Source organism: Allomuricauda sp. F6463D, from assembly GCF_023015965.1.
Classification (GTDB): domain Bacteria; phylum Bacteroidota; class Bacteroidia; order Flavobacteriales; family Flavobacteriaceae; genus Flagellimonas.
Window position 1 is genome coordinate 825,912 of the sequence record NZ_JALKAN010000002.1, and the last position, 23,621, is coordinate 849,532.

Here is a 23,621-nt window from a genome sequence, read left to right on the forward strand (position 1 = left end):
ATGCAATAATAGAAAAGGAAAATTAATTACTGGAGCTGCCACGACCAATACTGTTTGTGGCAGTTTTTTTATAACTTTCAGCATAGCTATGAAGAACAAAGAAGAACTATTCGACCAAATACGTTCCGGTAACTTGGAGACTGTACAGAATCTATTGGAAAACAATCCAGATTTTTTGGAGATTACCGACCAACGGGGCTCCACTCCACTATTGTTGGCAGCTTATTATGGGCATGAAAAAATTGTCACGCTGTTGCTGGACAAGGGTGCCAAAGTGGACGCTTTGGACGGTTCAGGAAATACCGCGTTGATGGGTGTTTGCTTCAAGGGATTTACCAATATCGCAGAAAAATTAATCAAGGCAGGAGCCAATGTGAGCCAAAAAAATGCGATGGGAGCCACGTGTCTTATCTACGCGGTAACATTTAACCGAGAGGACATAGCTCAACTTCTCTTAAAACATGGAGCGGATATGTCTGTAAAAGATGCGAGGGGCAATACAGCAATGGACCTCGCTCTGGAACAAGGAAATAGTGCAATGGTAGAACTCTTAAAAAATATTGAATGCAGGCCACTTTGAACATAGCCCTAATTCAATCGGATTTGTTATGGGAAGACCCAAAGGGCAACAGGAAAATGTTTCAGAAGAAAATAGGTTCCATTTCGGACGAAGTTGATTTAATTATTTTGCCCGAAATGTTCACGACCGGTTTCACCATGAAACCTCAAAATATTGAAAACAGTGAAGGTGATGCTACGGTGAAATGGATGAAATATTTGGCCGAACAAAACAATGTAGCATTGATTGGGAGCATCATTTTTAAAGAGCAAAATAAATTCTTCAATCGTTTGTTTTTTATTTCATCGGATGGTAGGGTTGAGACTTACGATAAAAAACACACCTTTACCTTAGCTGGTGAAGATGAGGTTTACGAAGCTGGCAATCAAAAATTAATATTTGAATTCAAAGGATTTAAGATTTGCCCAATGATCTGTTATGATTTAAGGTTTCCCGTTTGGGCAAGAAATTCACAAGATTATGATGTATTGGTCTATGTAGCGAATTGGCCCAAGAAAAGAATAGAAGCCTGGGATACCCTTTTAAAAGCCAGGGCCATTGAGAACATGGCTTATTGCATTGGGGTGAACCGTGTAGGTTTTGATGGATTAAATTTTGAATACAATGGCCATTCTGCCACCTATGATGTGTTGGGCGAACCGTTAGCTTTTTCTGAGGATGAAGAAATTTTATATGTTACATTGTACAAAGAACATATTGAGTCCACAAGGAAAAAACTTAGGTTTTTAGAAGATAGGGACAGTTTTAATTTGTTAGTATAAAAGTTTCTTCCTTCTCCCAATTGGCCCTTACTTCAATGAGGCCGGGATAGTAGCTTACTCTTTCTGGTTGGATTCCCTTAAGATAATTACCAGTGTCCAATTTTCCATTTCCGTTTTCATCCAATATTACGCGAACCACATAGTTACTAGGATCCAAGTTGTTGAATTCGAAAATTTGAGACTCACTGGCAACGATTTCCCGCTGTACCTCACCTTTTTCAGAGGTCAGTTGTACAATTACAGGATAGGTAACCTCTCCGCCGAGAATAACTCTTAAGTTGCCATAATCAGCAAAACTTCCTGTGGATAGATTGTACGCCAATGTATCATTTTGAGTTCCAAAAAAATCGGTAACGGCTCCGGGCAGAAATGAAAAGGTGTAATTTTGATTGGGTTCAACTTCAAAATCAAAATCAATTTTATTTTTAATAGTATCCATTACAAAACTAAATACTGCTGGAATTGAGTCGTTCATATTCAACGAGATGTTGCTAGTATCCAATGTTGCAAGTGGGGTACTGGATAAGATGCTAAAGGTGTCCTCAAAATTAAATTTACCAGTTGTAGATGTTGATAGTCTTAAAGAATCCAATGGAAGGTCTCGCATTTTTACCGTAAAAGTGTCAATTTCCTGTAATTTATCATTGCGTACCGTAAAAATTATAGAGTCTAAATCGGTTGGGGTAAACCAATAGTTTAAGGTATCCTTATCTTGTTCCTTTAAAATAGTAGTTCTAACGGAGTCGGGAAGCGAAGTCAAGGTTTCAATACTCAAATCGTTATAATCTCCTTGATACCCAAAGATTATTCTGTTTTTGGCAGCTAAGCTTGGCACAGATGCTTTATAATTCAACTGTTCCCGGAAGAGGTTCAATAAATAAATGGAATCTGTTGGTAACGTAATGGTATCTTTTATAAACCCAATTTTATCTTGGGCTTGGTCGAACATATTATTTTTATTTACATCCTTAAGCCCAAACAATGCATATTTTCCACCTTTTAGGTTCTTCAGTTCAAAAAAGGGCAAACTATCTCCTGTGTTGGTAATATACAATGGAGGTTCTTTGTAAATGGTGGAATCATTATAGGTGCTATCCACTTGGTAGAGCATCACACTAATAAATTCATCTGCCTTTCGGTTAATAGCGTCTTTTACTGCACCCTTAAGAATAAGTGAATCAAGATAATCCCCAGTGGAGAATACATAACTCAAAAAGCTATTGGGATTTCCTTCATTGTTGTCTACAATGCTCTGTCCAAAATTAATTGTGTATGTAGTGTTTTCTCTTAGAGTATCCTTTATAACCACCTCAATATACTTGCTGGGCGTGCCCATAGGGGTTATTTCGGCAGCGTTTTTAAATGGGGGAGAAACCACCAATTGGTTCTGTACATCTTCCAATTTGATAAGTTCATCAAAGTAAAGACGAATTTTTTTTGCCTTAAAATTGGTTGTAAAATTTTCTGGTTCTGCCCTAACCAGTTTTGGAGGTGAAATGTCTTTGGGACCACCGCTGGGAGAACCCCGCTTGGCACATTGCCATAGGCCCAAGGCCATAAAAGCGAAAAAAAGAAGTCCCAACATTTTTTTTAAGTACACCATGCCTAAAAATAATGTGAACAAAGAAACAACTAATTTAAAAACTAGAACACCGCATTAATAAATTTTAACCCTCTGGCACTATGGCCAAACTCAATACAGTAACCTCCATATTTTCATGTTGGAGAAGTGTTTGTGTACAAGATTCAATGGTTGCACCTGTTGTAATAACATCATCTACTAAAAGAACATGTTTAAATGTTCGACTGTTGGAAGAATTTAGTTGAAATGCATCCTTTGAACTTTCCCATCGCAATTGACGACTTTTTTTTGTTTGTGTTTTTGTGTGTTTTGCCTTTATCAGCCAATCATTACAAAACTCAGCATCAAGGTTCGCTGCAATTTTACGGGCAAATAAGGCGACTTGGTTATAGCCCCGTTTTTGTTGTTTTTTGGGGTGTAAAGGAACTGGAATAACAGCATCGATATGGTTGAGGTGTCCACTTTCTTTTAAAAGTGACCCGCACCAATCACCAAAAAAACCTCCAATTTGTTCTTGATTTTTATATTTCAACCAATATAATAGATTTTTTACGACACCTTTTTTTGAGAAAAAAACGAAAGAAGCTGCCTTTTTTATAGGAACTCTGCCATAAAATATACGGTCCACTACGTTTTCTTCCAGATAGTTATGATCGGTGAGTGGCACATCATGTCGACAAACTGCACACAAAATACGCTCTCCACTAAATAATTGGGTATTACATCCAAAACATACCCTTGGCAATAGGATGTTGTTAATCTCGTTTATTATCTTAGCCAACCTTTTTAGTGTCAAATCTTATTATATTTTTAGTGTAGTCAGTCAACCCCATGAACTCCCAAGATAGCAATTTTAACTACAAAATTATTTTCGCCGCTATGGCAGCGGTCGTTGTTGGGATTCTAATTGCTTTTTATTATAGTTACGCACAATCCAAAAACCAGATGATTTATTTGGAGGAGGAAAAATCACTCTTAGTAAAAGACCTTACGTTGATGAGGGCCGAAGTTGATCGCTTATCGGGTCTTAATGAAGTAAACGAAATAGAGTTGCAAACTTCTCGGTTCAGAGTTCAACAATTACTTGATTCGGTGGGTAGACTAAATTTTAGTATTACCAAATTAAAGGAAACTAGGACAGAACTCCGTAAATTGGAACTTCGTTTTGACAGTCTAAAGCTCAAGAACAACTTTCTTAGATACAATAATAGTTTATTGGCCAGTAAGTATGATGAGACAATAAAGCAGTTGGAGGAACTACGGGGCCAAGCCAATAATATGCAACAGACAGAATCTTTGTTGCGTGAGACCAATAAAGAGCTTACAAGGGAACTTCGTATAAAAAGCTATTTAAAACTACAAGATGCCGAAGGCAGCGGATTTAGATTAAGAGCAGGTAGGCCTATTAAAACCAATAAAGCATCTGTAATTGAAAAGTTGAGGGGATGTGTGACTATTTTGAGCGAGACCAATGCCCATGGAGATATTAAAGTACTTTATCTACAATTTTTAGACCCCAATATGGCAGTTGTCGAGGATAATGCCAATACTATCTCGGTAAGCGGAAATATCTACAGTAAAAAGGTGGAGATTGTGTATACTGGGAAAGAAATTAGCATATGTGATGCTATTACTGTACCGGAGGGTTCGTTGGAAGAAGGGATTTACACCTTAAATGTCTTTGAAGACGAAAGATTGTTGGCTTCTACCGAATTTCAGCTAAAATAGCGCACTTCTTTTTGGGTAAAATTCTATTTTTGCTCAATGGCAAATCAGGAAGACATTTTTAAGAAGGTTATCTCACACGCAAAGGAATATGGTTATGTATTTCAATCCAGTGAGATTTATGATGGACTCAGTGCTGTTTATGACTATGGTCAGAACGGTGCCGAGCTAAAGAAAAATATTCGCGAATATTGGTGGAAAGCTATGGTGCAGCTCAATGAGAACATCGTAGGTATCGATGCTGCTATATTTATGCACCCTACCACATGGAAGGCCTCTGGCCACGTGGATGCCTTCAACGACCCCTTGATAGATAACAAAGACTCTAAAAAGAGATACCGAGCCGATGTTCTTATCGAAGATTATGTTGCTAAAATTGAAGGTAAGATTGAAAAAGAAGTAAAAAAAGCTGCCAAGCGCTTTGGTGATAACTTCGACAAAGAACAATTTCTTGCTACCAACAAACGTGTAGTTGATTATCAAGAAAAAGCAAGCACCATTCTAAAACGAATGGGGAAATCCCTTGAAAATGAAGATTTGGCCGATGTAAAAGCTTTGATTGAAGAATTGGAGATTGCCTGTCCACTTTCAGGGTCTAAAAATTGGACCGATGTTAAGCAATTCAACTTGATGTTTGGAACCAAGTTGGGAGCCTCTGCCGATAGTGCTATGGATTTGTACCTTCGTCCAGAAACGGCACAGGGTATCTTCGTTAACTTTTTGAATGTACAGAAAACGGGACGGATGAAGATTCCGTTTGGGATTGCCCAAACTGGAAAAGCCTTCCGAAACGAGATTGTGGCCCGTCAGTTTATTTTCCGAATGAGGGAATTTGAACAGATGGAAATGCAATTCTTTATAAAACCGGGTACCCAAATGGAGTGGTACGAAACTTGGAAGGAAAAACGAATGAAATGGCACCTTTCCTTAGGTTTGGGTAAAGAGAATTATCGCTTCCACGACCATGAAAAATTGGCACACTACGCCGATGCAGCTGCCGATATTGAATTCAGGTTTCCATTCGGATTTAAAGAACTGGAGGGAATCCATTCCCGTACTGATTTTGATTTGGGCAAACACGAGGAATTCTCAGGAAAAAAATTACAATATTTCGATCACGGAGAGAACAAAAGTTATACCCCTTATGTATTAGAAACTTCCATAGGGCTAGATCGCATGTTCTTGGCTGTTTTCTCCAATTCGCTACAAGAAGAGGAATTGGAAAATGGTTCAACACGGACAGTACTTAAGATTCCAGCTGTACTTGCTCCTAACAAAGTCGCCGTTCTGCCCTTGTTAAAACGTGATGGACTACCTGAAGTTGCGCAAAAATTGGTGGATGAACTCAAATGGGATTTCAATGTGGATTATGATGAAAAGGATGCCGTTGGCCGTCGTTATCGTCGTCAAGATGCCGCTGGAACACCTTTTTGTGTGACGGTGGACCATCAAACATTGGAAGACGATACAGTTACCATTAGGCATAGGGATACTATGGAGCAAAAGCGAGTGAAACTTTCGGAGGTGAAAGATATCATTTCCAAAGAAGTGGATATGCGCTATTGGCTACAGAAGATTTAAAGTTTAGAACAAACCTGTAATTTCTCCCTCATCATTAATGTCGATGCCTTCGGAAGCTGGATGCGCCGGCAATCCCGGCATACGCATTATGTTACCCGTAATTGGAACCAAGAAACCAGCTCCTACGGCAATTTCTATTTCACGTACGGTAATGATAAAATCTTTGGGTCTGCCCAATAGTTTTGGGTTGTCTGATAAGGATTTTTGGGTCTTGGCAATACAAACTGGTAACTGATCCAAACCAAGATCTGTTATTTTTCTGAGGTCGGCTTTAGCCTTGGCAGTATAATCCACGTACTCCGCACCATAAATTTCGGTGGCAATGGTGGCAATCTTATCCTTTACACTGGATTTCCAATCATACAGCGGTTGAAATGCTGAAGCTTTTGACTCCACAATGTCAATAACGGCTTTGGCCAAATCTTCTGCGCCTTCACCGCCTTTGCCCCAAACATTCGCAACGGCTATTCGTATTCCTTTGGATGCTGCAAATTCTTGAATTGCCGCAATCTCTTCGCCCGTGTCGGAAACAAATTTGTTGATGGCTATTACGGGGACCATTTTAAACTTGGCAATGTTTTCTATATGCTTTTCCAGGTTCGGAAGTCCTTTTTTCAAAGCAGCTACGTTTGGTTCTGTCAATGATTTTAAATCTGCGCCACCATGGTATTTCAAGGCACGGATGGTAGTGGTAAGTACAACCGCCTTAGGTTTTAATCCAGCACTTTGGCACTTGATATCGAAGAATTTCTCAGCTCCTAGATCAAATCCAAATCCCGCTTCTGTCACAGTGTACTCTGAATGGGACATGCCCATTAAAGTGGCGATAACCGAGTTGGTTCCCTGCGCGATGTTGGCAAAAGGCCCACCATGGATTATGGCCGGGTTGCCCTCAATGGTTTGTGCCAAGTTAGGCTTAATGGCATCTTTTAGCAAAGCGGCCATGGCTCCTTCCGCTTTTAAGTCTTTGGCGTAAATGGGTTTTTTGTCGTAAGTATATCCCACAAAAATATTCCCCAATCGTTTTTTCAAATCACTTAAACTTTCTGCTAAACAAAGTATTGCCATAATTTCAGAAGCTGCGGTAATATCAAACCCCGTTTCCCTTGGCACACCTGAAGTGGTTCCCCCAAGACCAACTATTACATGACGGAGGGAACGGTCGTTCATGTCCATTACGCGTTTCCAACCTATTGTTCTTGGATCTAAAAGTAAAGTGTTGGTCTTACTTTGAATATTGTTGTCAATTATAGCGGACAACAAGTTGTGCGCTTTTTCAATGGCAGCAAAATCCCCTGTAAAATGAAGGTTGATGTCCTCCATGGGCAAAACTTGGGAATAACCGCCACCCGTAGCACCCCCTTTAATTCCAAAAATAGGTCCCAAAGATGGTTCACGTAAAACTACGGTCGTTTTTTTGCCTAAGCGGTTCAACCCTTCAGAAAGCCCTATGGACATAGTGGTTTTTCCCTCCCCGGCAGGAGTTGGGGAAATGGCGGACACCAAAATAAGATTACTATGATTGGCTTTTTCCCTGTTTATGGCTTGTAGAGGAAGTTTTGCTTTGTATTTTCCGAACATTTCAATGTTCTCAGGGTCAATTCCAAATTTTTCTGCAATGGTAGAAATGTGCTTCAGTGAAACACCTTTGGCGATTTGTAAATCATTCATAGTTTGGTTTTTATGCGCAGCGGAAACCTTGAAGGATTCCTAAATTGATACACAATATACTATAATTGGAGGATTAAAACTATGACATTTGCATAGCCAAGTGAACTATTCCACTCTCCGTCCCTGAGTAGTGAAAGATAGCCCTTGTTGTCCGGATGTGGAAATCATCACCCCTTCAAAATAAGGTTCGTGGGAGGTGTGTTTCATAGACCATTGAAACAAAAAATTGGCGCCCGTTCCGCCAGATTGATCTTTCTCATCAATCACGATTTCTACGGTTTCCATGGGTCTTATGTAGATGGGTTCATCAAAATAGGTTCGTATGAGGCTTCCTTTGGTGTCATAATAGTCCGCTTTAGTGATGTAAATGGTGTCCTTTAAATTGGTGTTCCGCATACTAATGGTGCTCGTTAGATTATGCGTTCGGTGTTCGGTTTCACTGTAAATTTCGGAATACACGGAAAGATAGGACATACCATTCAAAAGGGAGTCTTGCTCAGTGATGATGGCTGTTCGATTGTTCCAGTTGATTGGATCAATGGAACTGACGTCCTTCTTAGCTTGTTCTTTACAGGAAAATACTAATAGCAATAAAAAAAATGGAACAAGTTTACCCATCGTTCGGATTCAAATAGTTGAACTAAGATACGGATTAGTTGGAAACCCATACATAAGCCCATTCTTTAATTTGATGAAAAGGCGTGCCTTACGTTTTCTAAACAAACTATATAAACCTTGGATTATTGTATTGATTGATTTACTTCATTCCATACAACGCTTTACCCGCTGCTTCATATTTATCACCTTCTTTCCAAAACAGTTTTTTGGAACTATTGGCAATCAGTCTTCCTGAATACACATAGCCTTGATAGAATTGTAGGAGGTAATCGTAGTCCAAGCTGTCCGCTTCGTCGTTGGCTTGGTGATAGTACTTCATAATTTCATCATCAAAACTGTCGAAGCCTGTGGAGTAGGTTGGAGCAGGGATCCCTTTTTTGGCAAAATTCACGTTGTCACTTCTGTCAAAAAGCCCTTGTTCAGGAGCAGGGTCGCCAATGGCCTTTAGGCCAAATGCCCCGGCACCCTCAATAATCAATTCTTCAGCTGAGGTACGTTCCAGACCAACAATGGTTGCCAATGAGGTATCATTATAACCTCCACCGTCAGTATTAAAACAATAGGAAACTTGCTCAAGAGGAATCAAGGGGTGGTCCGCATAATATTGACTGCCCAGTAACCCTTTTTCTTCCGCTGTAAATAAAATGAACAAAGCTGAACGCTTGGTGGGATATTTTGCCAAATTTTCCAACATGGATAATACCGCAGTAACACCAATGTTATTGTCTCGTGCCCCGTTATAAATGGAGTCGCCTTCGGCATTGGGTTGGCCAATGCCTACATGGTCGTAGTGGGCGGAATAAATAACATATTCTTTTTTCAGTATAGGGTCTGTACCTTCAATGGTGCCTACCACGTTTTGGGTATGCAATGTAGTTTTGGTCTTACCATCAGATTTCAGACTGTACGATAGCTGCATGCTCTTGGTAAATCCTGGATGGGTAGTTTTGGTATTCACCCAAATATGGGGTATTTCAGAAGTTTCATTAACATTTTTCACCTCAGTTCCTTGGTCTACATAGTGTTTTATGCGGCTCCACATGGCTTCATCAAACTGTACAAGTTCCAAAAGCCCCTTGGCCCCCATGGACTTAGCGAGCTCTACCTTTTTTCTGCTGCTACGAAACATTTGGCCAGGATCTTGCCCCGCTTCAATACCTGCAAGTACCACTACCATTTTTCCGGAAACTGATTCGACCTTAAAATCATCTTCGGTGCCGTAGCCCAAAAAGACCGCTTCTCCCGATTGCTCCATTTCCGGTAATTTAAAAGATGCCAGTAAGGGATAGGCTACCTCGTTCAAATTGAGTTCCACAAAATTTGGTGCACTCGATTGTAGAAGGTCAAAATTTTGATAATAAGTTCCTGTGCCAGAAATTGGTTTTGCCCCAAATTTTCTAAGTTGGTTGGCTAAATAGCTGGCGGCAATCTTATTCCCCTTGGTACCGGCTTCACGACCTTCCAATAAGTCGTCCGATAAGAATTTGATATGACTTTCAATAGTATTTTTGTTAACAGTGCTAGCTGCTTTTTCTTTGTCCGTTTGGGCATAAAGCGCCATGGCTAACATTGAAAAAGCTAAACAGAGGATAAGTGATTTTTTCATAGGGATTTACTAAAGGGTGTTAAATGAAAGCGATGATGTAAGGTAATGTTTTTTAATACAAGCCCGGGTTATTCTACTTTTGGCACTTTTCCCTGTTCGTTCAAAATCCCTTCCATTTTTAAATGGGTTATCACTGGCTTCTTTTCCATACGAACCAAACTCACATGATCAAAAGCCATGGAATCTTGCGGATTTTGACTACCACCTGTAGTGCCTAAAATGGTGTAGCTATGTCCTTTTCGCATGTGATTGGAAAAGGAGTGAAAATGCCCATTGATCACGGTGTATTCCCTGTCGGCCAATACCTCCTCCAGGGGTTCAAGGCCTTTTTCGTCTATTCGCATCCAAAGAGGTTTGTGCATGAGCACGAACGTCCATTTCACATCCGGATAGGCTTTAAGTACTTTTGTAAAATAATCTAATTGAACTTGACCCATGCCTCCAACACTGCGTTCGAGCATATTGTAGTATTCAGATTCTTCATAGACACCATCAATCTCACCGTTGATTATTTTTAAGGCTTTGGCTCTGGCCTTATAGATTTCTATCATACGTTCTTCTTCATAATCCTCGGAATCCATCATCAAAAACAAAACATTTTCATATACAAAATGATAATAGCGAGGACCAAAACGGTTTTTCCAGAATTCCCTCATGGTTGGATTGGTAAGGTCGTGGTTGCCACCCAAATGAAAGAAGGGCATGTTCAATTTGGAGGTTCGGTCGTCAAACGAGTTCCATTCTTTTTCCAGTTGGGCGAAATCTTCGGTCCCACCATCAATCAAATCCCCTACGCTGACCACAAAAGTGGGGTCGAGCATATTCAATTGTTCAATGGCTGTGGTATAAACCCCTTCTCTTTCCCCACCGGTGAGGTCCGAGATGATGGCAAAGGTAAAGTCCTCCTCAGCAGTTTCAAACGTTTCGCTGGTCCAAGGTTTAGGCCCTGTGCTTACATCATGAATAAACTTTGGAGTTTCTTTTTCAACGGGTTCTACGTTTTGCTTACATCCAATTAAACCCAATAAGCCTAGGAAAAGGAGAAGGTTGGTTTTCATTGTTGTTAGTTTTTTCTATAGTCCAAGGCAGGTTTTCTATCGCCCAATAAAGCTTCATATGTAAAATTTGGACCTCTTCCTTTATTAAAATCTTCTTTTACTGCATCCAAAAGTTTTGGGTTTTTGAACAAGTCCATAGCGGATAAGGCTATGGTTTTTGCTGCTACCATCATTCCTTTATAACCAATATCGGTTCCACCAGCGGCAACTGCTTGCCAACTATGTGCGGGTGTTCCAGGAACCCAAGTAGCAGTGTTTACGGCTGCAGTGGGAGCATTCCAGCTTACATCGCCTGTATCAGCGGAAGCCTTACCATAAGTGAATTCCATTGGTTGAATTTCAGCAGCACTGGAAATGGGTTTGGGCGCTCCCAAAGTTTTTTGGATTTCTTTGGCAAATTCAATGTCTTCCGGAGTGTATTCTACACCACCAACAAGGGTCATATTATCATGCATTATTTTGGAAAGAGATTCGTTTGGCAATTTTTCGTAGGTTCCGCCAATGATTTCATAAGTCATTTCGGTTTCTGTTCCTATGGCCGCTCCTTCGGCCGCTTTTACCACTCTGTCCCACACAGCCTTTACCTCTTTTCGGTTGGAATGACGAATTACATAATATACTTCAGCTTCTTTAGGAACAATGTTAGGAGCGTCTCCACCTTTAGTGATCACATAATGAATACGTGTTGATTCTGTGGTATGCTCGCGCAACATGTTTACCAAATCGTTCATTCCTTCCACACCATCTAACGCAGAACGTCCAAGTTCCGGAGCCATAGCGGCATGGGAAGATTTTCCTATAAATCGAAATTTACCTGAAATCGTGGCTAGGTTAGTGCTGGGATTAGAAGCATTTTTATCTCCTGCATGCCAAGAAACAATGGCATCTATATCATCAAAAAGCCCAGCTCGGACCATGTAGACTTTTCCGGAACCGCCTTCTTCCGCAGGAGTTCCATAAAAACGAATGGTGCCCGATTTACCAGATTCTTTTAGATAATTTTTTGCAGCGATGGCCGCCGCCATGGAGCCTGTTCCAAACAGATGGTGTCCACAAGCTTGACCATGACCCCCGACAAGCCTTGCTTTTCTATAAGGGACAGCTTCTTGCGACATTCCTGGGAGTGCATCGAATTCACCAAGTACACCAATAACGGGGCTTCCAGAACCATAAGTAGCCGTAAAAGCGGTTGGGATTTCAGCCACACCTTTTTCAATAGTGAAACCCTCTTTTTCAAGTTCTTTTTGAAGTAAGGCCGAGCTATTTACTTCCAAATAGCCAAGTTCAGGATTATTCCAAAGCTCTTGAGCAATTTCCTTATAATAATCATTTTTGGCATCTAGGTCGGCAATGATTTTTTTCTTGTCTTTTTGGCCGAAGACCGTCGAAGAAATTAAAACAACGGCAATACTTAACAATATCGTTTTTTTCATTTTAGAGGTTGGTATTGGTTATTACAATCGTAACTGCCACTGACTTAATGGCAATTCACTCAAAGATAGCACTTAAACTCAAAATGCTAACTGAAGTGCTAAAACCTGTACGGATTTAGAAAAAACAGACTTATAATTACTTTTCCTTGATTGGAATCCAAAACTCTTCCTCGGATTCAGGATGCTCTCCTTTATATTTGGCTCCCATTAGTGCAAAATAGGGTCTCTTGTCCATATTAAACCCCGAATTGGGAAGCCAATCAGCATAAATATACCTGAACATATCCATGGCTTCACTTGGTTTTCCTTTATAATGAAAAACGGCATATGTGCCCGAGGGGATGGTTAAGGTATCCATGCCCTCGGGTACGTTATTATAATCCGACACTGTAATGGCGGCCCATTTTTCAAATACTGCGGTAGGCTGAAAATTTTGAAAAAAATGAGTTTTCGGATAAATCTCGACCGAATACAAATCACTGCCAATAGCATTCTTTATTTCAGCTTTTCGTGGAGAAAAGCTGCGCCAAAGCTCCACGGTTTTATCGTTGGCGAAAGAAGTGTTCAATTTTTTACCGATCAATTTGGTGATGGGCAATGTTTCTATTCTTGGCACCATTTTTTGTTAAAATACATACGAAGCTCTTATCCCTGCAAAATAATTACGGCCATTTCCAGGATAATAATATCTGGGCTGTGCACCTCCAAACCCAACGGCATTGATCAATACAGATTGGGCATAATTGCTATCAAAAACATTATTGAGCCCTGCATTGAGTCCTAAACTAATTTGTGGTGAAATTGAAGTTCGAAAAGCCAATTTGGCATGGAAAACATTAAAAGAATCACTGTTTAAGGAATTCGTGTCTGTTAATGGGATTTCGTCAACAAACTGATGGGTTAAGTTCAATTGTAATCCATTTGCATGTTGAAAATCTATTCCTGAACTGAGTCGATGTTTTGGTACTCCTGTGAGTGGGTTGCCCGAATAATCATTGTCTCCGTCTGCGAAATCTACAAAACTATGGTCGTTAAGAGTATAACTGAGGTAGGGAGAAAAAGTAATGTTGTTTGATAGTTTTTCTTGATATTGTAGGTCCATTTCCAAACCTTGATGACGGGTTTCCCCTGCGTTTCTCCCTATATATTGATCTTCTCCTACTCGTTGGGCAACCAAAAGGTTTTCCACATTCATACGGTACAGTGCGATATTTGCCCTAAGTTTCTTTTCAAATAGAGACCAGGTGCTTCCCAGTTCAAAATTAGTTCCTTTTTCTTGAGAAATATCGGGGTTTATGATACCACCCGGAGTAAGTGTCTCTTCCAAACTTGGATTGGAAAAACCTCGGCTGACATTAGCATATAATTCTCCATGTTTGAATTTATAATTAACACCCAAATTAGGTAGTAGAATGGCATCAAAATCCCTAACAGCCGACGCGTTGGCTGCACCTTGATTAAAAAGATCGTTAAAGTCATAATTGGTCTTGTTGAGGTTAAGGCCAAACTGAGCAGAAAATGAATCGGAAAACGAATAAGTCAATGTCCCAAAAAGGTTAAATTGTCTTCTAAACTCTGTATTGTCACTTAGTTGTAAGCCTTGTAAGCTCCCATTGCCATTGTTATCTTCATAAAGATTTTCAAAAGTTCCCCAATGGTATTCATCTTTGTAGAGTTCGCCACCAAAGGTGAACTGCGTTTTATTCCAATTTCCCGAAAATTGACTTCGGAACCCAAACCCGTTGGTAAATTCATCCAAAATATCGAACGGTCTTGGTTCATAATGATCCAGATAAGCATAAAAAATGCTTGTGGTATTTTGGAGGTGCTCCGAAAATTGGTAAGTATGGGAGATACCGGTAAGGATATATTTGTTTGCTTCATATCCTTGTGATTCCAGCCAATTTGATGGAGCCCTAGTAGGATCCTCTTCAAAATCGGTCTGGTTGATGGTACTCGGAATATGTGCAGTATAGTCTATATAATTCACTAAAAGTGCCAAGCTGCTTTTTTGCCCAGTTCGAAACTGGGTATTCAACAATAAACCATCTCGCTGAAACTGACTGTTCTGCCGATAGCCATCTGTTTCTAAATGATTATAGCTCAAACTCATATTAAACCCGTCTTCAGAATGGGTAAATGTTAAATTGTCCTTTAACATGTTGTAAGAGCCTATGGTAAACGAATTGATAAGTTGTGTCTTTTCTTGAACAGAAGCTTTAGTGTCCAACAAAATAGCACCTCCAAGATTGGAACCATACGCTGTGGCTTTTGGACCTTTAATGACTTCCACAGCACCCAAGTTTTCTAAATCATAGGCCTCGATAGTAGAAGAGCCTGTACCATTGGTAACGGGAATACCGTTAAAATACATACGAAGTTTATTGGTGCCGTAGGGTGTTCTGGCACCAATGCCACGAATAGTGATACGGTTGGTATTAATAGCTCCAGAAAGAATATATACCCCTGAAATTTGATTTATAGCAGATGGGATATCCGTAGGGTTGAACCGCTCAAAAGTTTGGGCCGATATTTTTGATGATGTGGTGATTCCAGTTGCTTTTTTAGGAATTGCGTCTTGGGTTAAAATAATCTCATCCAACTGTGTAATGGAATCATTAGGCGTGTCCTGTGCCAACATATGAAGTGTCGGAACAAGCATGAGAAAAAATGGGAGTCCTTTTAATTTTAAGTTCATTTAAATAATTTTTCTAGTGTATTTACTATTGTTTCGGTGTTCTTGATTGTTGCAAATTCATTTTTTAAAATTCCTAATTCCGCATGAAAAATAATTTCGGAACCATAGTTATTGCCATCATGCCCAATTTTGTCAAATGCAGCAGTGGCATCAGAAACCAGAACCACATTGAAGCCCAAATTCGAAGCCATACGAACCGATGTGGAAATACAATGTTCAATGGTGAGTCCGGCAATCACTAGGTTGGAAATTTCCCGAGTTTTCAATTGGAACTCTAAATCGGTTCCAATAAAAGCACTATTCACCGTTTTTTCAAACACTGGTTCGTTGATCATGGGTTGCACCGCTGGGTGGAATTTGTTTCCCATTTTACTGGGATGTAATGGAGAGCTTACATTTGTGGAATTATGCTTTACGTGGAAAATGGGCAATTGTTTTTTTCTGAAATGATTCAATAACCTGCCACAATTTTTTTCTGCCTCTGGATTGTTTCGTTCTGTACCAAAATATCCCAATTCTTGTAGTCCACGTTGGACGTCGATTAAAACAAGTGAGGTCATGCAGGGAAATTTTCTATAAAATTAAGGGAAAATATTAAGAAAAAACCTCAGAATCTTTTCATTAATTGATGTATTGGCAAATTCAATTTTAACGAGCCAGCCACAATGGCTATTTTTGGACAAATTTGAACACATGAAGATTGTATCCTATAACGTAAACGGAATTAGGGCTGCCTTAAAAAAAGGTTTTGTTGAATGGTTGGAATCTGTAAGCCCCGACGTAGTATGCTTGCAAGAAACCAAGGCAATGGAAGAGCAAGTGGATACTTCGGTTTTTGAAGAAGCTGGGTATTCACACCACTATTGGTTCAGTGCCCAGAAAAAAGGATACAGTGGTGTAGCGTTACTTTGTAAAAAAGAGCCCGACCATGTGGAATTTGGTACAGGAATAGATTATATGGACCATGAAGGCAGAAATATTCGTGCCGATTTTGGTGATCTCTCCGTTATGAGCATGTACTTGCCTTCCGGAACCAATTTGGATCGTTTGGATTTTAAGTTGACCTATATGGCAGATTTTCAAAAGTATGCCGATGAACTGCGTAAGGAGCATCCTAACTTAGTTGTATTGGGTGATTACAATATTTGTCATGAGGCCATCGATATCCACGACCCTGTCCGAAACAAGAATGTGTCGGGGTTCTTGCCCGTGGAGCGAGAATGGATAGGTAATTTTATGAAGAGTGGTTTTATTGATAGCTTTAGACATTTCAACAAAGAGCCCGATAATTATACATGGTGGAGTTATCGAGCCAATGCGCGGGCCAACAATAAAGGATGGCGTTTGGATTATGGCATGGTGGCAGATCCCTTGCAGGATAGACTCAAGCGTTCGGTAATTCTGTCCGATGCCAAACATAGTGACCATTGCCCAATATTGTTAGAGATTGAAAAATAACAATGACATAAAAACCGATGTTTTTGATTCTGTACCTTTGACGGTCTTAAACCATATTGATGAAATATACCAGAATTCCACAGACCGATATTCGGATCAGTAAAATATGTTTGGGTACCATGACCTGGGGCCGCCAGAATAATGAAGATGAGGCTCATGAACAAATGGACTATGCTTTAGATCAAGGTGTAAACTTTTTTGATACAGCTGAATTGTACCCAGTCCCTGCCAAGAAAGAACTGTATGCCGTAACAGAGGAGCTTATTGGAAACTGGTTCAGAAAAACAGGAAATCGCGACAAAGTAGTGCTGGCCTCGAAAATAGCTGGGCCAGGACAGGTTGCCAGCCATATTCGAAATACCGGATTCAGTAAAAATGCTATAATAAATGCGGTGGAGGCTAGCTTAAAGCGCCTACAGACAGATTATATTGATCTATACCAACTCCATTGGCCAGAACGGAATACGAACTATTTTGGACAACGTGGTTACAATGCACATGCGGTTGATGTTTGGGATGATAATATCCACCAAGTTCTGGAAACCCTTCGCGATTTGATTGCCGAGGGCAAGATCCGTCATATTGGATTGTCCAATGAGACGCCATGGGGGACCATGCGCTATCTGGAAGAAAGCAAAGTGCACCAATCACTTCCTCGTATGCGCACTATCCAAAACCCATATAACCTTTTAAATAGATTGTTTGAGATAGGCCTTTCTGAGATTTCCATGCGGGAACAGATAGGGTTAATGGCTTATTCACCGCTTGGTTTTGGTGTGTTGAGCGGCAAATATTTGACTGAAATACCCCCAAGAAAGGCAAGGATGTCATTATTTCCCAATTATAATAGATATAGTGGTGATACGGCTGTCGAAGCCACGGAAAAGTATGCCCAATTAGCAAAAGAACATGACCTTGATATTGCGCAAATGGCCTTAGCTTTTGTAAATACGAGACCTTTTTTGACCAGTAACATTATTGGTGCAACAACAATGGAACAGCTTAAGGATAATATTGGCAGTATCCGTATTGAACTATCCGATGAGGTCTTGGAAGGTATTGAGGAAGTTCACAAAGCTATTCCGAATCCAGCACCGTAAAAAATTAACCAAATAGATGACCAACTACATCTTCAATTTTGGATACTTTTTGCACCTGTATCCCCGTTTGTTTTAAACTGATTTTGTTGCTTTTGGAGACGAAAATGGTGGAGAAGCCCAATTTTTCAGCCTCCAGAATGCGTTGACCCACTCGTTGTACTGGCCTTATTTCGCCGGAGAGTCCCACTTCGGCTGCAAAACAGGTCCCTTTTTCAATGGGTAGGTCCGCATTGCTGGATAAAATGGCGGCCATTACTGCCAAATCCGTAGCAGGGTCATCTACGGAGATTCCTCCGGTAATATTTAAAAAAACATCTTTTGCTGCCAATTTAAAACCAGCGCGCTTTTCTAAAACAGCTAAGAGCATGTTCAGTCGTTTAGCATTGAATCCAGTGGCAGAGCGCTGCGGAGTACCATAAACTGCCGTGCTCACCAACGCTTGAATTTCAATCAGTAAGGGGCGCATACCCTCAACGGTTGCTGCTATGGCCGTACCGCTCAGGTCTTCATCATTTTTGGAAATCAATACCTCGGATGGATTGTTCACTTCGCGAAGCCCACTTCCCAACATTTCATAAATGCCGAGTTCTGCCGTTGACCCAAAACGATTTTTAAGGGAGCGTAGAATACGGTATACATAGTTGCGATCACCTTCAAATTGCAGAACGGTGTCCACCATGTGCTCTAAAATTTTTGGTCCTGCAATGGTGCCGTCTTTGGTAATGTGTCCTACCAAAATAACCGGTGTGTGGCTCTCTTTAGCAAATTTGATGAGTTCGGCGGTGCTTTCACGTATTTGTGAAATGCTTCCGGCAGCAGATTCGATATAATCGGAGTGCAGGGTCTGAATGGAGTCTATGACTACCAAATCGGGCTCTATGGTGGATATTTGTTGAAATATGTTCTGTGTTTTGGTCTCGGTTAGGATGTAGCAATTCTCACTTTTGGGTTGAATACGGTCTGCTCGCATTTTAATTTGCCTTTGACTCTCCTCACCCGAAACATATAGAATCTTGTAGGGTAGTTTAAGTGCTATTTGAAGCAACAAGGTACTTTTTCCAATTCCGGGCTCACCACCCAACAGGGTCAGGGAACCTGGAACTAATCCACCACCCAAAACACGGTTGAATTCTTGGTCTTTGGTATCCAGCCGAAGTTCCTGTTCTTGGGTAATCTCGGAAACTCGAAGTGGTTTGTTGGCCTGTTTGGCAACTTTATCTGTCTTCCAACTTTTTTTGTCTTCTTTTTGAACTACTTCTTCTACAATTGTGTTCCACTCCTTGCAAGAGGTACATTGTCCAATCCACTTGGGGAATTGGGTTCCACAGTTCTGACAAAAAAATGCTGTTTTGGTCTTGGCCATTCCTTATTTTGGGTGAAGGCCTAAAGATATGGATTTAGATGAATGGATTTCCTGGAATGTTGGCTTTTTGGTCCATCATAATTTTTGAATGGCCTTCAATTTCATAACCAATCAGTTGAAATACTAATATCCGAAGTCCGCTTTAAGTGCATCAATTTTTTCGAGGGCCAAATCCTTAGTCAAAAAGTCAATTTCTTCTAGTTGGAAGGCTTTTTCGAAAGTTTTGAACGCTTTTTTGGGCTCTCCAATAAACTCATAGTATTCGGCTTCAAAGTAAAAGCCCATCATAGTATCTGGAAATTCTTTTTTACAAAGATCGGACAAAGGCTTAAGTGAGTCGTAATCTTCTTTTTTAAGGCAGGCAGCGTAAATGGCCATAATATCATTGAGTTCCACTTGTTTTTCAAAACCAAAAAGGTCTTCAATAGTGTTGTAACGATTATCCAAATAGTAGAAAACAGGTTCCTCAGAGGTCAGAATATCTGATTTGAATTCCGCTGGTGTAATGGGCCTGTATATTCGGAACACATTATCAAAGGCCTTGCTTATCCCGTAGGAAGCAATGGAGGTATGATCGGCATTTTCATACTCATCAAAAAAGTAATGCAAAGATTCTTTAGTAATGGAACTGATGCTATGGTTCATTTGAAGGATGCGTTGTCTGTCATCCGAAGGCTGTTTTTCCACAATCAAATTATAAAAGATTGTTTGGTTCAATTCTGAGAGGCGAGCGGGGACCCTAGTTTCCATTTCGGTGGCCATCACGGGGGAGATGCTGACATAAGAATTGAACAAAGAGCGATCCTTGAACAAAAAGTAATTTCCAAAGTTGGCGGTAATATCGTATCCTACAAACATTTTAAAGGGTGCAATATTGTAGCTTGTCTCTAGATAGGGGATGATTTCTGTTCCTAAAAACTCGTAGAACATTTTGCCTTTCTCCGTTGGTAGGCCAGATGTGTCTTCGTAATCGCAATCTTCCCATCGGAGGTCGTTTTGCAATTGGTCAATGCCCACTACAATAGCTTCTGGCATACGATCAAACTTACTTTGGAATTTTACATTGGCGACAACAAGGTCAAAAAGGTATTCTGCATCCAAAACCACAATTAATGGGTATGTTTTCTCTTCGGTATAATCTTCTGGAAAATAGTAGGATACATCCCTTCGCTCTTGTAGCTTAAAGGATTCAAAGATTTCCTTTTTTACTTGGGCGCCTAGGTTCAAGCACATGAAGCCTATCAGTAGAAATAGACATTTTTTCATTGGTTAAGTTTTTCGCGGTTGGGGCTTACCGATTTCTATTCAATAACGGTAATACAATGAAGGATATTGTGCCAAATACGACTACCATTAAGGTTTGTGCAATCCACATGATCCAGCCAAACGCATCTCCCGAAATGGAGCTTATACCATAAATGCTCAATGCCGCACTTACCGCTATGGGGTACAAGCCTATGCCTCCGTTGGTCGTGGACATGGCGAAAGCTCCTGCAACAAAAGCGACCAATAATTCACCCAAGGTTAGTGTAATGGTTTCTTCCACGGTATGTTTAATTACCCAGAACATGCCAAAGTATGCTGCCCAAATGAACAATGTGTGGAAGATAAACCTCCATTTATTCTTCATTTTGAATACACTTAGCACCCCATCCTGTAGACCGTTTAAAAACCCCTTCACTTTTAGGGCGAAAGGCGATTTGGATTTGCGGATAATGAAAGACCCTACGAATAAACCTGCTATCCCAATGAACAAGATTCCGATAGCACCGATAATGTTCACACCTTTCTCCTCTAAAAAACCGAAGATAAAGTCAGTTTGAAGAATGAAGGTGATAGTTATAATGATTAGTAGCATCAATAAATCGACTACCCTTTCGGTTACTATGGTGCCAAATCCTTTTTCAAAAGGCACTTTTTCGTAGGTGGTAAGTGCGGTGGCCCTTAGAATTTCACCTGAACGAGGTATTCCCAAATTAGCAAAATAGGAAATCAACACAATAAAAACGTTGTTAGTGATTTTGGGCTTATACCCCATGGGTTCCAAAAGGTAGTTCCAGCGGATGGCCCTAGAAATATGGCTCAGTATTCCAATGATTATGGATATGGTTACCCAAAAAGGACTTGCATTGGAAATGTAATGGATAATTTGGTCACGTTCTTCTGATGTTGTGGAGTTATAGGAATACCAAACAAGAAATAACCCAAAGGCAATGGGTATAACTACTTTAAGGATTTTTTTTAGGGATTTGCCCAAAATTTACTGGAGTAGATTGGTTTTCTCGTTTGGGAATACCAATGCTGGATTAAATGTTTTTGCTTCTTCGATATCCATCCAAGCGTAGGTTATTAGGATCAATACGTCGCCAACGGCGACCTTTCTGGCAGCGGCACCATTTAATGTTAATTCCCCCGAACCCCTAGGTCCAGGGATGGCATATGTTTCCAATCGCTCACCGTTGTTGTTGTTTACGATTTGCACTTTTTCCCCCCGAATAATGTTGGCGGCATCCATAAGATCCTCGTCTATGGTGATGCTACCTATATAATTTAGGTCGGCTCCGGTAACTTTTACTCGGTGTATTTTAGATTTTACAACTTCTACTTGCATGGTGCAAAAATATCAATTCAATCTTATATTATCAATTAGGCGAACACCATCTGCGTAAACCGCAATAAACGCTCTATATTTTTGGTTGTCCTGTATTTTTAAAACTGGAGTCAATGTGATCTCTTCCGCAATTTCAAAATACTCCAAGTCAAACAAAGGGTGGTTCTCAAATTCGGATTTTACCCAATCCGTTATAGTTATAGCACTATTCGTGCCAAATTCAGCTTTGGCAGCTTTGAGGGTAGTATATATAAAACTGGCCTGTTCGCGAGTATTTTTTGATAACCTTTCGTTACGAGAACTCATGGCCAAACCGTGCGGTTCCCTTTCAATGGGGCAACCTATAATAGTATAGGGTAAATTCTTGATTTCGACCATTTTTCTAATAATTTGCAACTGCTGGAAATCTTTTTCCCCGAAGTAAGCTCTATCTGGAGCTACCGTTCTTAAGAAAAGTTCTACAATGGTTCCCACACCATCAAAATGACCACTTCTGAACTTGCCTTCCATTACCTTATCCAAACCATCGAACTCATAGTTTTGAGAAACTACATTTCCTTCATAGATTTCATCCACTGTAGGCGCAAAAACTACAATATTGTCCGAAAGCTGTCTCAAGAGTTCGATATCCTTATTAAAAGTCCTTGGGTATTTATCCAAATCATTCTTTTTATCGAATTGCGTGGGGTTCACAAAAATGCTTACAATTACCAGGTCATTTTCTAAAAGTGCTTTGTTTACCAAAGAGAGATGACCGGAGTGGAGTGCACCCATGGTGGGCACAAGACCAATGGTGTTGTCTTTTTCACGCTTTTTCAAAGTAAAGGTGTTCAGCTCTTTTTTACGGTCGAATATCTTCATATACAGGTACAAAAGGGTGCAAAAATACTATAAATACTGCTAATCAGCATAATTTTTGTACTTTTGCAATTATGTTTTTCGGACAAACAAAAGAAAGTGTTTATGAATGGTAAAAAGGTATTGTTTGTATCTTCTGAATTAGTTCCCTACCTCCCAGAGAATCCTGTTTCCTTAATGTCTTACGAAGCGCCAAGAATGGTGAACAGTAAAGGTGGGCAAATACGCATTTTTATGCCGAGGTATGGTAGTATTAATGAAAGGAGGCATCAATTACATGAAGTAATACGCCTATCGGGAATGAATCTTGTAATCAACGATATGGATATGCCATTGATTATTAAGGTTGCATCCATTCCAAAAGAGCGAATCCAAGTCTATTTTATAGACAATGATGAATATTTTAAAAGAAAAGCAACTTTTACGGATAAAGAGGGGAGTTTGTTTCCTGATAATGATGAGCGAGCCATTTTCTTTGCAAAAGGGGTTGTTGAAACAGTGAAAAAACTAAATTGGTCTCCAGATATTATCCATGTACACGGATGGATGGCTTCCATGGTACCGCTTTACCTAAGAAAATATTATGCGGATGAACCGTTATTTTCTGAAAGTAGGATTGTTACATCCGTTTATGGTAAAGATTTTGAAGGTGAACTCGACAATACAATGATTGAAAAGATTGCTTTTGATGGCATTGACAAAGAAGAGATTTCATCGTTGGCGCATCCCGAATATAATAATTTGTTAAAGGTTGCTGTAGATCATTCCGATGCGGTTATTTTAGCCGCGGAAGAATTGTCAGAGGACTTAAAAAATCATATTGATAATCTTTCCGTACCTGTTTTGCCCTATGTACCGCTTCAGGAAGCAGAGGAGGCATACACAAATTTCTATAACACAGAGGTTCTAAAATAGATT

General features: G+C 40.1%; 22 protein-coding genes. 7 read left to right on the plus strand and 15 right to left on the minus strand.

The window, feature by feature from the left end; translation table 11 throughout:
* Positions 1 to 88: 88 nt before the first annotated feature.
* On the plus strand, positions 89 to 580 hold the full coding sequence (locus MWU56_RS12165; protein ID WP_247044777.1) for an ankyrin repeat domain-containing protein: 492 nt from the start codon (positions 89 to 91) through the stop codon (positions 578 to 580).
* Positions 565 to 1,341, plus strand: coding sequence for a nitrilase family protein (locus MWU56_RS12170; protein ID WP_247044778.1), 777 nt, complete (start codon positions 565 to 567; stop codon positions 1,339 to 1,341). The genes MWU56_RS12165 and MWU56_RS12170 overlap by 16 nt, the downstream gene beginning before the upstream one ends.
* Here the strand turns inward: MWU56_RS12170 and MWU56_RS12175 are convergent.
* Entirely contained in the window at positions 1,325 to 2,965 is a 1,641-nt protein-coding gene (locus MWU56_RS12175; RefSeq protein WP_317236544.1) for an Ig-like domain-containing protein, read from the minus strand. The two genes, MWU56_RS12170 and MWU56_RS12175, sit on opposite strands and share 17 nt — an antisense overlap.
* A 43-nt stretch (positions 2,966 to 3,008) precedes the next feature.
* The gene (locus MWU56_RS12180) at positions 3,009 to 3,704 is read right to left on the minus strand and encodes a ComF family protein (protein WP_247044779.1); all 696 of its coding nucleotides are present in this window, start codon (positions 3,702 to 3,704) and stop codon (positions 3,009 to 3,011) included.
* A gap of 50 nt (positions 3,705 to 3,754) precedes the next feature.
* Between MWU56_RS12180 and MWU56_RS12185 the strand changes: the two genes are divergently transcribed.
* Together MWU56_RS12185 and MWU56_RS12190 are read left to right on the plus strand one after the other, a co-directional pair.
* On the plus strand, positions 3,755 to 4,651 hold the full coding sequence (locus tag MWU56_RS12185; RefSeq protein WP_247044780.1) for a hypothetical protein: 897 nt from the start codon (positions 3,755 to 3,757) through the stop codon (positions 4,649 to 4,651).
* 36 nt (positions 4,652 to 4,687) lie between these two features.
* Positions 4,688 to 6,229: a glycine--tRNA ligase gene (locus tag MWU56_RS12190; protein ID WP_247044781.1), complete on the plus strand. Its 1,542-nt coding sequence runs from the start codon at positions 4,688 to 4,690 to the stop codon at positions 6,227 to 6,229.
* A 3-nt stretch (positions 6,230 to 6,232) separates the two neighbouring features.
* Here MWU56_RS12190 and MWU56_RS12195 read toward each other — a convergent pair whose 3' ends face one another.
* The 8 genes from MWU56_RS12195 to MWU56_RS12230 form a co-directional block, all read right to left on the minus strand.
* A complete protein-coding gene (locus MWU56_RS12195) occupies positions 6,233 to 7,900 on the minus strand; it encodes a formate--tetrahydrofolate ligase (RefSeq protein WP_247044783.1) in 1,668 nt (555 codons plus the stop codon).
* Between the two features lie 105 nt (positions 7,901 to 8,005).
* Positions 8,006 to 8,518: a DUF3124 domain-containing protein gene (locus MWU56_RS12200; protein ID WP_247044784.1), complete on the minus strand. Its 513-nt coding sequence runs from the start codon at positions 8,516 to 8,518 to the stop codon at positions 8,006 to 8,008.
* Positions 8,519 to 8,657: 139 nt separating this feature from the next.
* Positions 8,658 to 10,124 (minus strand): M28 family peptidase, encoded by a 1,467-nt coding sequence (locus MWU56_RS12205; protein ID WP_247044785.1) that lies wholly within the window; start codon positions 10,122 to 10,124, stop codon positions 8,658 to 8,660.
* Between the two features lie 68 nt (positions 10,125 to 10,192).
* A complete protein-coding gene (locus MWU56_RS12210; RefSeq protein ID WP_247044786.1) occupies positions 10,193 to 11,182 on the minus strand; it encodes a metallophosphoesterase family protein in 990 nt (329 codons plus the stop codon).
* Positions 11,183 to 11,187: 5 nt separating this feature from the next.
* On the minus strand, positions 11,188 to 12,615 hold the full coding sequence (locus tag MWU56_RS12215) for an amidohydrolase (RefSeq protein ID WP_247044787.1): 1,428 nt from the start codon (positions 12,613 to 12,615) through the stop codon (positions 11,188 to 11,190).
* 136 nt (positions 12,616 to 12,751) lie between these two features.
* Entirely contained in the window at positions 12,752 to 13,234 is a 483-nt protein-coding gene (locus MWU56_RS12220) for a GyrI-like domain-containing protein (RefSeq protein WP_247044788.1), read from the minus strand.
* A 6-nt stretch (positions 13,235 to 13,240) separates the two neighbouring features.
* A complete protein-coding gene (locus tag MWU56_RS12225) occupies positions 13,241 to 15,313 on the minus strand; it encodes a TonB-dependent receptor family protein (RefSeq protein ID WP_247044789.1) in 2,073 nt (690 codons plus the stop codon).
* On the minus strand, positions 15,310 to 15,873 hold the full coding sequence (locus MWU56_RS12230) for a cysteine hydrolase family protein (RefSeq protein ID WP_247044790.1): 564 nt from the start codon (positions 15,871 to 15,873) through the stop codon (positions 15,310 to 15,312). The genes MWU56_RS12225 and MWU56_RS12230 overlap by 4 nt, the downstream gene beginning before the upstream one ends.
* A gap of 133 nt (positions 15,874 to 16,006) precedes the next feature.
* On the opposite strand from MWU56_RS12230, the gene MWU56_RS12235 reads away from it, so the two are divergent.
* Together MWU56_RS12235 and MWU56_RS12240 are read left to right on the plus strand one after the other, a co-directional pair.
* Positions 16,007 to 16,771, plus strand: coding sequence for an exodeoxyribonuclease III (locus MWU56_RS12235; protein ID WP_247044791.1), 765 nt, complete (start codon positions 16,007 to 16,009; stop codon positions 16,769 to 16,771).
* Between the two features lie 59 nt (positions 16,772 to 16,830).
* Positions 16,831 to 17,871 carry an aldo/keto reductase gene (locus MWU56_RS12240; protein WP_247044792.1) on the plus strand — a complete coding sequence of 347 codons (1,041 nt, stop codon included), beginning with the start codon at positions 16,831 to 16,833 and terminating at the stop codon, positions 17,869 to 17,871.
* A gap of 4 nt (positions 17,872 to 17,875) precedes the next feature.
* Here the strand turns inward: MWU56_RS12240 and radA are convergent, their stop codons facing one another.
* The 5 genes from radA to panC form a co-directional block, all read right to left on the minus strand.
* Complete coding sequence (radA, locus tag MWU56_RS12245) at positions 17,876 to 19,234, minus strand: DNA repair protein RadA (RefSeq protein WP_247044793.1); 1,359 nt, start codon at positions 19,232 to 19,234, stop codon at positions 17,876 to 17,878.
* A 123-nt stretch (positions 19,235 to 19,357) separates the two neighbouring features.
* Positions 19,358 to 20,500: an alpha/beta hydrolase gene (locus tag MWU56_RS12250; RefSeq protein WP_247044794.1), complete on the minus strand. Its 1,143-nt coding sequence runs from the start codon at positions 20,498 to 20,500 to the stop codon at positions 19,358 to 19,360.
* Between the two features lie 25 nt (positions 20,501 to 20,525).
* Positions 20,526 to 21,491 (minus strand): YbhN family protein, encoded by a 966-nt coding sequence (locus MWU56_RS12255; RefSeq protein ID WP_247044795.1) that lies wholly within the window; start codon positions 21,489 to 21,491, stop codon positions 20,526 to 20,528.
* Positions 21,492 to 21,494: 3 nt separating this feature from the next.
* On the minus strand, positions 21,495 to 21,845 hold the full coding sequence (panD, locus tag MWU56_RS12260) for an aspartate 1-decarboxylase (RefSeq protein ID WP_247044797.1): 351 nt from the start codon (positions 21,843 to 21,845) through the stop codon (positions 21,495 to 21,497).
* Between the two features lie 12 nt (positions 21,846 to 21,857).
* The gene (gene panC, locus MWU56_RS12265) at positions 21,858 to 22,706 is read right to left on the minus strand and encodes a pantoate--beta-alanine ligase (protein ID WP_247044799.1); all 849 of its coding nucleotides are present in this window, start codon (positions 22,704 to 22,706) and stop codon (positions 21,858 to 21,860) included.
* A 102-nt stretch (positions 22,707 to 22,808) separates the two neighbouring features.
* On the opposite strand from panC, the gene MWU56_RS12270 reads away from it, so the two are divergent.
* Positions 22,809 to 23,618 carry a glycogen/starch synthase gene (locus MWU56_RS12270; RefSeq protein WP_247044801.1) on the plus strand — a complete coding sequence of 270 codons (810 nt, stop codon included), beginning with the start codon at positions 22,809 to 22,811 and terminating at the stop codon, positions 23,616 to 23,618.
* The last annotated feature ends 3 nt before the right edge of the window (positions 23,619 to 23,621 follow it).

Bases quoted from the DNA above. Each gene is read 5' to 3' on its own strand.
- panD (WP_247044797.1), bottom strand. From the start codon at position 21,845: ATGCAAGTAGAAGTTGTAAAATCTAAAATACACCGAGTAAAAGTTACC.
- MWU56_RS12235 (WP_247044791.1), top strand. From the start codon at position 16,007: ATGAAGATTGTATCCTATAACGTAAACGGAATTAGGGCTGCCTTAAAA.
- MWU56_RS12215 (WP_247044787.1), bottom strand. From the start codon at position 12,615: ATGAAAAAAACGATATTGTTAAGTATTGCCGTTGTTTTAATTTCTTCG.
- MWU56_RS12170 (WP_247044778.1), top strand. From the start codon at position 565: ATGCAGGCCACTTTGAACATAGCCCTAATTCAATCGGATTTGTTATGG.
- MWU56_RS12195 (WP_247044783.1), bottom strand. From the start codon at position 7,900: ATGAATGATTTACAAATCGCCAAAGGTGTTTCACTGAAGCACATTTCT.
- MWU56_RS12240 (WP_247044792.1), top strand. From the start codon at position 16,831: ATGAAATATACCAGAATTCCACAGACCGATATTCGGATCAGTAAAATA.
- MWU56_RS12190 (WP_247044781.1), top strand. From the start codon at position 4,688: ATGGCAAATCAGGAAGACATTTTTAAGAAGGTTATCTCACACGCAAAG.
- MWU56_RS12200 (WP_247044784.1), bottom strand. From the start codon at position 8,518: ATGGGTAAACTTGTTCCATTTTTTTTATTGCTATTAGTATTTTCCTGT.
- MWU56_RS12165 (WP_247044777.1), top strand. From the start codon at position 89: ATGAAGAACAAAGAAGAACTATTCGACCAAATACGTTCCGGTAACTTG.
- radA (WP_247044793.1), bottom strand. From the start codon at position 19,234: ATGGCCAAGACCAAAACAGCATTTTTTTGTCAGAACTGTGGAACCCAA.
- MWU56_RS12225 (WP_247044789.1), bottom strand. From the start codon at position 15,313: ATGAACTTAAAATTAAAAGGACTCCCATTTTTTCTCATGCTTGTTCCG.
- MWU56_RS12250 (WP_247044794.1), bottom strand. From the start codon at position 20,500: ATGAAAAAATGTCTATTTCTACTGATAGGCTTCATGTGCTTGAACCTA.
- MWU56_RS12205 (WP_247044785.1), bottom strand. From the start codon at position 10,124: ATGAAAAAATCACTTATCCTCTGTTTAGCTTTTTCAATGTTAGCCATG.
- MWU56_RS12230 (WP_247044790.1), bottom strand. From the start codon at position 15,873: ATGACCTCACTTGTTTTAATCGACGTCCAACGTGGACTACAAGAATTG.
- panC (WP_247044799.1), bottom strand. From the start codon at position 22,706: ATGAAGATATTCGACCGTAAAAAAGAGCTGAACACCTTTACTTTGAAA.
- MWU56_RS12270 (WP_247044801.1), top strand. From the start codon at position 22,809: ATGAATGGTAAAAAGGTATTGTTTGTATCTTCTGAATTAGTTCCCTAC.
- MWU56_RS12220 (WP_247044788.1), bottom strand. From the start codon at position 13,234: ATGGTGCCAAGAATAGAAACATTGCCCATCACCAAATTGATCGGTAAA.
- MWU56_RS12210 (WP_247044786.1), bottom strand. From the start codon at position 11,182: ATGAAAACCAACCTTCTCCTTTTCCTAGGCTTATTGGGTTTAATTGGA.
- MWU56_RS12185 (WP_247044780.1), top strand. From the start codon at position 3,755: ATGAACTCCCAAGATAGCAATTTTAACTACAAAATTATTTTCGCCGCT.